The 6,996-nt window shown below is 64.7% G+C and carries 8 protein-coding genes; 5 read left to right on the forward strand and 3 right to left on the reverse strand.

Annotation, left to right across the window (positions count from 1 at the left end):
- Both EOD07_RS16450 and EOD07_RS16455 read left to right on the forward strand, forming a co-directional pair.
- Positions 1 to 247, forward strand: a 247-nt coding sequence (locus EOD07_RS16450; protein WP_206519480.1) for an aminopeptidase, incomplete at its 5' end; no start/stop codon positions are given.
- 30 nt (positions 248 to 277) lie between these two features.
- Entirely contained in the window at positions 278 to 925 is a 648-nt protein-coding gene (locus EOD07_RS16455) for a class I SAM-dependent methyltransferase (protein ID WP_127236218.1), read from the forward strand.
- Between the two features lie 18 nt (positions 926 to 943).
- On the opposite strand, the gene EOD07_RS16460 is transcribed toward EOD07_RS16455, so the two are convergent.
- Positions 944 to 1,900, reverse strand: a complete 957-nt coding sequence (locus EOD07_RS16460; RefSeq protein WP_245470177.1) for an AraC family transcriptional regulator — start codon at positions 1,898 to 1,900, stop codon at positions 944 to 946.
- A 51-nt stretch (positions 1,901 to 1,951) separates the two neighbouring features.
- Between EOD07_RS16460 and EOD07_RS16465 the strand changes: the two genes are divergently transcribed.
- On the forward strand, positions 1,952 to 2,779 hold the full coding sequence (locus tag EOD07_RS16465; RefSeq protein ID WP_127236219.1) for an oxidoreductase: 828 nt from the start codon (positions 1,952 to 1,954) through the stop codon (positions 2,777 to 2,779).
- Positions 2,780 to 2,836: 57 nt separating this feature from the next.
- On the opposite strand, the gene EOD07_RS16470 is transcribed toward EOD07_RS16465, so the two are convergent.
- Both EOD07_RS16470 and EOD07_RS16475 read right to left on the reverse strand, forming a co-directional pair.
- On the reverse strand, positions 2,837 to 4,051 hold the full coding sequence (locus EOD07_RS16470; RefSeq protein WP_127236220.1) for a cyanate transporter: 1,215 nt from the start codon (positions 4,049 to 4,051) through the stop codon (positions 2,837 to 2,839).
- Positions 4,052 to 4,068: 17 nt separating this feature from the next.
- The gene (locus tag EOD07_RS16475) at positions 4,069 to 4,662 is read right to left on the reverse strand and encodes an ankyrin repeat domain-containing protein (RefSeq protein WP_245470178.1); all 594 of its coding nucleotides are present in this window, start codon (positions 4,660 to 4,662) and stop codon (positions 4,069 to 4,071) included.
- Positions 4,663 to 4,879: 217 nt separating this feature from the next.
- Between EOD07_RS16475 and EOD07_RS16480 the strand changes: the two genes are divergently transcribed.
- Both EOD07_RS16480 and EOD07_RS16485 read left to right on the forward strand, forming a co-directional pair.
- The gene (locus EOD07_RS16480) at positions 4,880 to 5,731 is read left to right on the forward strand and encodes a LysR family transcriptional regulator (RefSeq protein ID WP_127236222.1); all 852 of its coding nucleotides are present in this window, start codon (positions 4,880 to 4,882) and stop codon (positions 5,729 to 5,731) included.
- A gap of 45 nt (positions 5,732 to 5,776) precedes the next feature.
- A partial coding sequence (locus tag EOD07_RS16485) for a phospholipase D-like domain-containing protein (protein WP_127236223.1) occupies positions 5,777 to 6,996 on the forward strand: 1,220 nt, incomplete at its 3' end.

Genomic DNA, 6,996 nt, shown 5'->3' on the forward strand with positions numbered 1-6,996 from the left:
CTACCGGCAGATGCGCAACAAGCGCTGGGGTGGATACCGTGGATACGACGCCTGGTTCGACAGCCCGATCAACAACGCAAAGCTTGCCGCGACTGCTGTCTACGGCGAAGAGGTTCCGGCGTTTCTCCGCCTGTTCGACTTATGCGCGCGCGACTATCCGAGGTTCTACGCATCCGTTCGACGGATCGGAAATCTGCCCGCCACCTCCCGGGCCGAAGCGCTCAAGACCGTGGCTGCGTGTAGTTGACCTTGTTAGGAATTCCGGGGGCGCGGGCAAATGTTGGACAATTATGAGCTGGACAGGTTCGGCGTCATCCACCAGATCGACTTCACGCCGATCAAATACGACAAGAAATACATTTCCTACTATGAGGACCTGAGCGACCGGACCATCAAGCTCGGCTATCAGCGGCTTGGCTGGGTGCTCGGCATCACCGGCGAGATTCCCCGGTCCGTGCTGGAAATCGGATATGGTACGGGCACATTCATTGAAGCCGCAAAAATAACCGGCGTCGCCGATTGCGCCGGCTGCGATATCGCTGAATTCCCCCTGCCCAAGGGGGTTCGCTTCGTCGATTGGGGCCAGGCGCTCGCCGGCGCCTGGGACCTCGTCGCTATGTTCGACGTGCTCGAGCATATCCCGGACCTCAGTTTCCTTTCCCGCCTTCAGACCCGCTACCTGGCCCTCGCCGTCCCCTATTGCCGCTGGCGCGAGCTCGGCGCCGACGGCGACGCGTGGTTCGCCAAGTGGCGCATGCGCCTGCCCAACGAGCATCTGCACCATTTCGACCGTGACTCGCTGGTTGCGCTCCTGGCGCAGAGCGGCTTCGAATGCGTGACGTTGAACTGCTTCGAGGACGGGATCAGGCTGCGGCCCGGCGAAGCGGGTCCGAACATCCTGTCGGGCTTCTTCAGGAAGCTTTAGGCGGGCGCCAATGGCGGACTACTCTGCCCAGGCGATCTCGCCCAGGTGGCGACGGACCCAGTTCATCTCTTCAGAAGCCGTGCGTCCGAAATGCCGCTTGAAGTCGCGGCTGAACTGAGCCGCGCTCGCATAGCCGACCGAGGCCGCGACCTGAGCGATCGTGCCCTTGCGTGCGATCATCAGCCTTGCCTCGTGCAGCCGCATGGCCTTCACGTACTGCATCGGGCTGCTTCCGGTCATTGCCTTGAAATGAACGTGATAGGAAGGCACGCTCATGCCTGCTTCTCGCGCCAGATCGGCAACCGAGATCTCAGAGCCGTAGTTCTCCCGCAGCCATGCGAGGCTCCGCACGATGCTGCCCGACCTGCCCGTTTGCCGCAGGGCTGCGATCATCGCGCCGCCTTGCGGGCCAATCAGCACCCGGTAATGCAGCTCGCGCAGAAGGCTTGACCCAAGAACGACGATTTCGGCAGGGTTGCGAAGCGCCTTCAACAGGCGAAGCAGGACATCCTCGATGTCGGCCCCCATCCTGCTCGATACGAGACTTCGCGGCCTGTCGCTTCCCATCGCCAAATGCGTCTCCAGCTGACCGGCAATCTCAGCCGCCAGCCGCATGTCGAACTCGACATAGACCGCAAGCAGCGGACGATCGGGGCTGGCGGTCGACTCCATTCGAAACGGAACAGGCACCGACACCGCCAGATAATGTTCTTCATCGTAGAGATAGATCTCGCCCTCGAGGATACCTCGCTTGCTCCCCTGCAGGACGAACACCGCGCCCGGTTCATAAAGCACCGGGACGTCGTGAAGCACGGCCTCCGTCCGGAGCACCCGCACGCTTTCGAGCGCGGTCGCGTTGTAGCCGGTGCGTTCGGCGAGGGCTGCGGCCAGATCGACCAGCTCCCGTCTTCGTCCAACGCCCGTTGCAATAGGATTTGGCAAGCTATTCATAGAAATCGCAATCGAAGACGCCATCCCTCCATACTATTTGCCAAAGCGCATTCCATCAATGAAGGACCGCAAACCATGGCAAAAAAGACTTTCTTCATCACCGGCGCCAATTCCGGCTTCGGCCTCGCCATCGCTTCCGCCGCCATCCAGGCGGGCCACACGGTCATTGGCACCGTGCGGTCCGAGATGTCACGCGCGGCGCTTGGCAGATCCCTTCCCGCGATCCGGACGGTCATCTGCGATGTTACGGAGTTCGACCGCGTACCGGGCGTCGTGGCGCAGGCAGAGGAAGAACACGGCCCCATCGACGTCCTGATCAACAATGCCGGCTATGGCCACGAGGGCGTGCTTGAAGAGTCGCCGCTCGAAGAGATGCGGCGTCAGTTCGACGTGAACGTCTTCGGCGCAGTAGCGGTCGCCAAGGCGTTTCTCCCCAGGTTCCGCGAGCGACGCCGGGGCTTCATCGTCAATGTCACGTCGATGGGCGGCATGATTACGATGCCGGGCATCGCTTACTATTGCGGCAGCAAGTTCGCGCTCCAGGGCATTTCCGAAGTGATGCGTTCGGAGATGGCCCCGCTCGGCGTCCGGGTGGCTGCCGTCTGCCCCGGCTCCTTTAGGACGGATTGGGCCGGGCGCTCCATGGTCCGAACCGAGAGGTCCATCGGGGATTACGATGCGCTGTTCGATCCGATCCGGGAGGCCCGACAGGCGAAAAGCGGCAAGCAGCTTGGCGATCCCGAGAAGCTCGCGACGGCCGTATTGGCTTTGGTGGAATCCGAAACCCCACCTCCGCAGCTCCTGCTTGGCAGCGACGCCCTCAAGCTCGTGTCCGAGCGCATCCGGCGCCTGCAGCAAGAGATCGAAGCCTGGAAGGCCGTAACCATCTCGACCGATGGCTGACAGCGTAGCCACAAACAGCAAAGCCGGTCAGACGGTTGGGTCACGCCATGCGCGCACCTACGCCAGCGCGTCGACGGTCGGCTGCCTCATGGACCGCCCGTAGCTGCCGGGCGCAAGGCGGAACGTCAGCACGGTGACGATCGATATGCAGGCAAGGTGCAGCAGCCAGCCGGCGCGAAAACCGCCGGTCATGTCGTGCAGCACCGCGACGATCCAGGGCGGTATCGCGGCGACGAGGAAGCCGCCGCCTTGCATCATGGCCGACAGCGCGCCGGCTTCCGCCGGGTCCGGCAGATGTTCGAGCGCGACGATCATGGTGAGCGAGAAGGAGCCGCCGAGCCCCGCTCCCAACAGCAGCGCGAGGATGAAGGGCGCGGTCCCGGGCTGGAGGATCAACCCTGCAAAACCAGCGCCCTGCATGGCCAAGGTCAGCCAGAGCCACGGCCGGCGGTCGGTACTCTTGCCGGCAAGGGCCGGCAGCAGCAGGGCCGAGAGCGCCTGCCCTACGGCCATGACCGCCAGCAGGCCGCCGCTTGAGCCGCTCGTCCAGCCCTGCTCCTGATAGTAAGGCGCAAGCCATGCCACCGCGGTCGAGTAGCCGCCATTGACGAGGCCGAAACAGGCCATCAGCAGCCAGGTGCGCGGCCGCTTGAGGAGGTCCGCCGCCGCATTCATGCCTTGCGGGCGGACGGCGTCGCGCGGCAAGCAGGCCAAGGCGAGCACCGCTGCGATCAATGCCGGCAACGCCATCCAGGCGAGCCCGAAATGCCAGTCGCCCGAGGCCGTGGCGATCAGCGGCGCGAGCTGCGCGCCAAGCGCGCCGCCGCCCATCAGCATCGATGAATAAAGCCCCATCACGAGGCTGACATGGCGGGGGAACTGCCGCTTGACGATGCCGGGGAACACAGCTTGAACGACGGCCGCCCCCAGGCCGAGCAGGGCGGCGGTGCCTATCATCCCGAAACCGGTCGACACGAAGAGGCGCAGGAAGGACGCGAGGGCGAGGATGGCCAGCGCCGCGATGACCGCCCGGCTGGCGCCAATCAGCGCCTGCAGGGAAGGACCGGCAAAGGCAAGGATCCCCATCAGCAGTAGCGGCACCAGCGTCAGCAGCGCGATGCCCTGGGTGCCGAGACCGGTCTCGGCACGCACGCCCGCCGCCAGCGGACCGATGCCGGTGATGAACGGCCTGAGGTTGAGCCCGACCAGGGCGACCACAGCAAGCATGAGAACGCGGCTGGAAGTCGCCTCGATGCCCTTTTGTCCGTTCATGGCATCGCCCATTCTTCTCAGCTTGCGCCAGCGGCCGTGAGGAGCTTCTCGATCTCCTTGAAGCCGCGGTCCCGCGCATGCCGCAGCGGCGTCACGCCATCGCCGTCGGCGAGATCGACGTCGGCTCCGGCCTTGATCAGCAATTCGACGATCCGCTGGTGGCGCTCGCCGCCGTCGCCGAGAATGATGGCTTCCAGCAGCGCGGTCCAGCCGAGCTTGTTGACATGGTCGACGTCGACGCCCGCCTCTATGAGCGTGCGCACGGTCTCGACATGGCCGCGCTCCGACGCCGGGATGAGCGCTGTGCCGCCATAGCGGTTGACGCTCTTGAGGTCGGCGCCATGCGCAAGCGCCAGCTTGAGGATTTCGAGATGCCCGCGCGCGCCCGCATAGAGGTAAGGACTGTCCTCGATATTGTCCTTGGCGTTGACGTTCGCTCCGGCAGCGATCAGCGCCTTGGCGGCTGCTATCTTGTTCTCGTGCGTGGCGACAAGGAGCGGCGTGGCGCCGGCGCCGTCGCGCGCATCGATCGCGGCGCCCTGCGACAAAAGCCTGCCGATGGCGTCCACATCGTCGGCGGCGGCCGCTGCATGCAAAGGGGTGGCGCGCATGGTTTCTCCTGACGCGATCGCCGAAACGGAAGCGAGCACCAGCAAGGCAAAAGCAAAAACGAGACGACGCATTCCTGGCTCCTGCGGTAGCGGCCACGCATGGCCTTGTCCGCACTTCCAGATAGGGCCGCGCATCTACATTTAGAAATTAAATATATGCATCCATCGCATTATGATTTTAAATGACTGGTACCGGTGCACCGATGAAATGGAAAAGATGCTCGATCCGCGCCTTCTGCGTTCCTTCATGGCGATTGCCGACGCCGGCAGCTTCACGCAGGCCGCGGAGCGGCTCAACATGACGCAATCGACGATCAGCCAGCAGCTTGCCCGGCTGGAGGATGCGGTCGGCCAAAGCCTGGTCGATCGCGACACGAGGCCGATCCAGCCGACGGCCGCGGGCGAACGCCTGCTTGGCTATGCGCGGCGCATCCTTGCCTTGCAGCATGAAGCGGAAACGGCGCTTGGCGATCCGGCCGGCACCGCGCCGGTGCGGATCGGCGTTCCCGAGGATATCGTCAATTCGCAGATGGCGGAGGTGTTCGGCGGCTTCGCCAAGAACAACCGCGCGGCGCGGCTGGACGTCACCGCCGGCCTGAGCCGGGACCTTGCCCGGCGCTACCGCGCCGGCGAGTTCGACATCGTGGTGGTCAAGGAAGCGGTGGCCGAGCCCGACTGCCGGGCGAGCTTTCCCGAACCCCTGGCGTGGTTCGAAAGCGCTGACCGTCAATCCGATTGGACCGATCCGGTGGCGCTCGTCGCCTTTCCGCCCGGCGGCCTCTATCGCGAGGCCATGTTCGAGCGGATCGAACGCGAACAACGGCGCTGGTACATCGCCTTCTCCGGCAGCAGCCTGCGCAACGTGCTGATCGGCGTGGAGGCCGGGCTCGGCCTGTCGTTGCTGCCCAAAAGCGCGGTGGCCGGGCGTCATGTCCGGCCCTATGCGGCGTTCGGCGCCGAACCCTCGATGGCGGTCTCGATCTATGCCTGGGAAAAAACGGGACCGATCGCGGAACTGGCCGAACGGATCACCGCGGTCCTCGCGGCCCGGTTTCGAGCGTCCCAGTGACCGCCCGCATTGCCTTCCGCGCCGGCCCGAACAATAGTCGGGCCGATGTTCGAGGCGATAGCGAGTCACTGGTCGACGCTTATCCTGGTCCTCTCGCTGGCGATGGCGGCGGTGGGCATCGTGCACGCCATCATGACGAAGGAAGACGTGCGCGCCGCCACCGGCTGGGTGGGCGTGATGCTCTTGTCGCCTTTCCTCGGCGCGATCATCTACGCCATCGCCGGCATCAACCGCATCCGCCGCGCGACGATCAGCGCCATGCGGCCGGTCTCGCCCGAAGCCGCCGCCGCCAGGCATGACCGGGACGTCGCGCTGGAAGCCTTGATCAACGCCGAATACGGCCAGCGTTTCACCGGGCTGAAGACGCTTGGCGACAGGGTCGCGCGGCGTCCGCTCACCTCGGGAAACACCATCGCCGTGCTCAAGACCGGCGACGAGGCCTATACGGCGATGTGCCGGGCAATTGACGCAGCGCAAAGAAGCGTCCTTCTGGAAACCTATATCTTCGACAATGACGCGGTCGGAGCGCTTTTCGTCCAGTCGCTCGGGAACGCCGTCAAGCGCGGCGTCACCGTGCGGGTGCTGATCGACGCCGTCGGCGTGCGCTACTCGGTGCCGAGCATCCTGAAACAGCTCAGGGAGGCCGATGTCACGGTCGATCTCTTCAACGGCAACATCGTCATGGGCCTGAGACTTCCCTATGCCAATCTCAGGACCCACAGGAAGATCCTGATCGTCGACGGCACGGTGGCGTTCACGGGAGGCATGAACATCCGCAAGGGATTCTCGGCCGAATTCGCCGGTTCCGACAGTTCGCGCGATACCCATTTCGAGGTCACCGGGCCGGTGGTGGCCGATCTGTTCGCGGTTGCCGCCGAGGACTGGCGCTTTGCCGGCAACGAGGCCTTGAAGGACGGGCCCTGGCAGGTCGAACGCGCCGCGCCGCCGCCCGGGCAGCCGATGCTGGTGCGCGCGGTCGCGACCGGGCCGGACGCGTCCAACGAAACCAATCTCAAGCTGCTGATGGGCGCGTTTTCGGTAGCGCGCAAATCGATCCGCATCATGTCGCCCTATTTCCTGCCGGACCGGGAGTTCATCAGCGCGCTGACCACGGCCGGCCGGCGCGGCGTCGAAATCGACATCGTGGTGCCGGCGGTGAACAATCTTTTCCTCGTCGACCATGCGATGACGGCGCAGTTCGACCAGGTTTTGAAGCACTATTGCCGCGTCTGGCGCCACGAAGGGGCGTTCGACCATTCGAAGCT

It is taken from the genome of Mesorhizobium sp. M2C.T.Ca.TU.002.02.1.1, from assembly GCF_003997225.1.

Bases quoted from the DNA above. Each gene is read 5' to 3' on its own strand.
- EOD07_RS16465 (WP_127236219.1), top strand. From the start codon at position 1,952: ATGGCAAAAAAGACTTTCTTCATCACCGGCGCCAATTCCGGCTTCGGC.
- EOD07_RS16460 (WP_245470177.1), bottom strand. From the start codon at position 1,900: ATGGCGTCTTCGATTGCGATTTCTATGAATAGCTTGCCAAATCCTATT.
- EOD07_RS16480 (WP_127236222.1), top strand. From the start codon at position 4,880: ATGCTCGATCCGCGCCTTCTGCGTTCCTTCATGGCGATTGCCGACGCC.
- EOD07_RS16470 (WP_127236220.1), bottom strand. From the start codon at position 4,051: ATGAACGGACAAAAGGGCATCGAGGCGACTTCCAGCCGCGTTCTCATG.
- EOD07_RS16455 (WP_127236218.1), top strand. From the start codon at position 278: ATGTTGGACAATTATGAGCTGGACAGGTTCGGCGTCATCCACCAGATC.
- EOD07_RS16475 (WP_245470178.1), bottom strand. From the start codon at position 4,662: ATGCGCGCCACCCCTTTGCATGCAGCGGCCGCCGCCGACGATGTGGAC.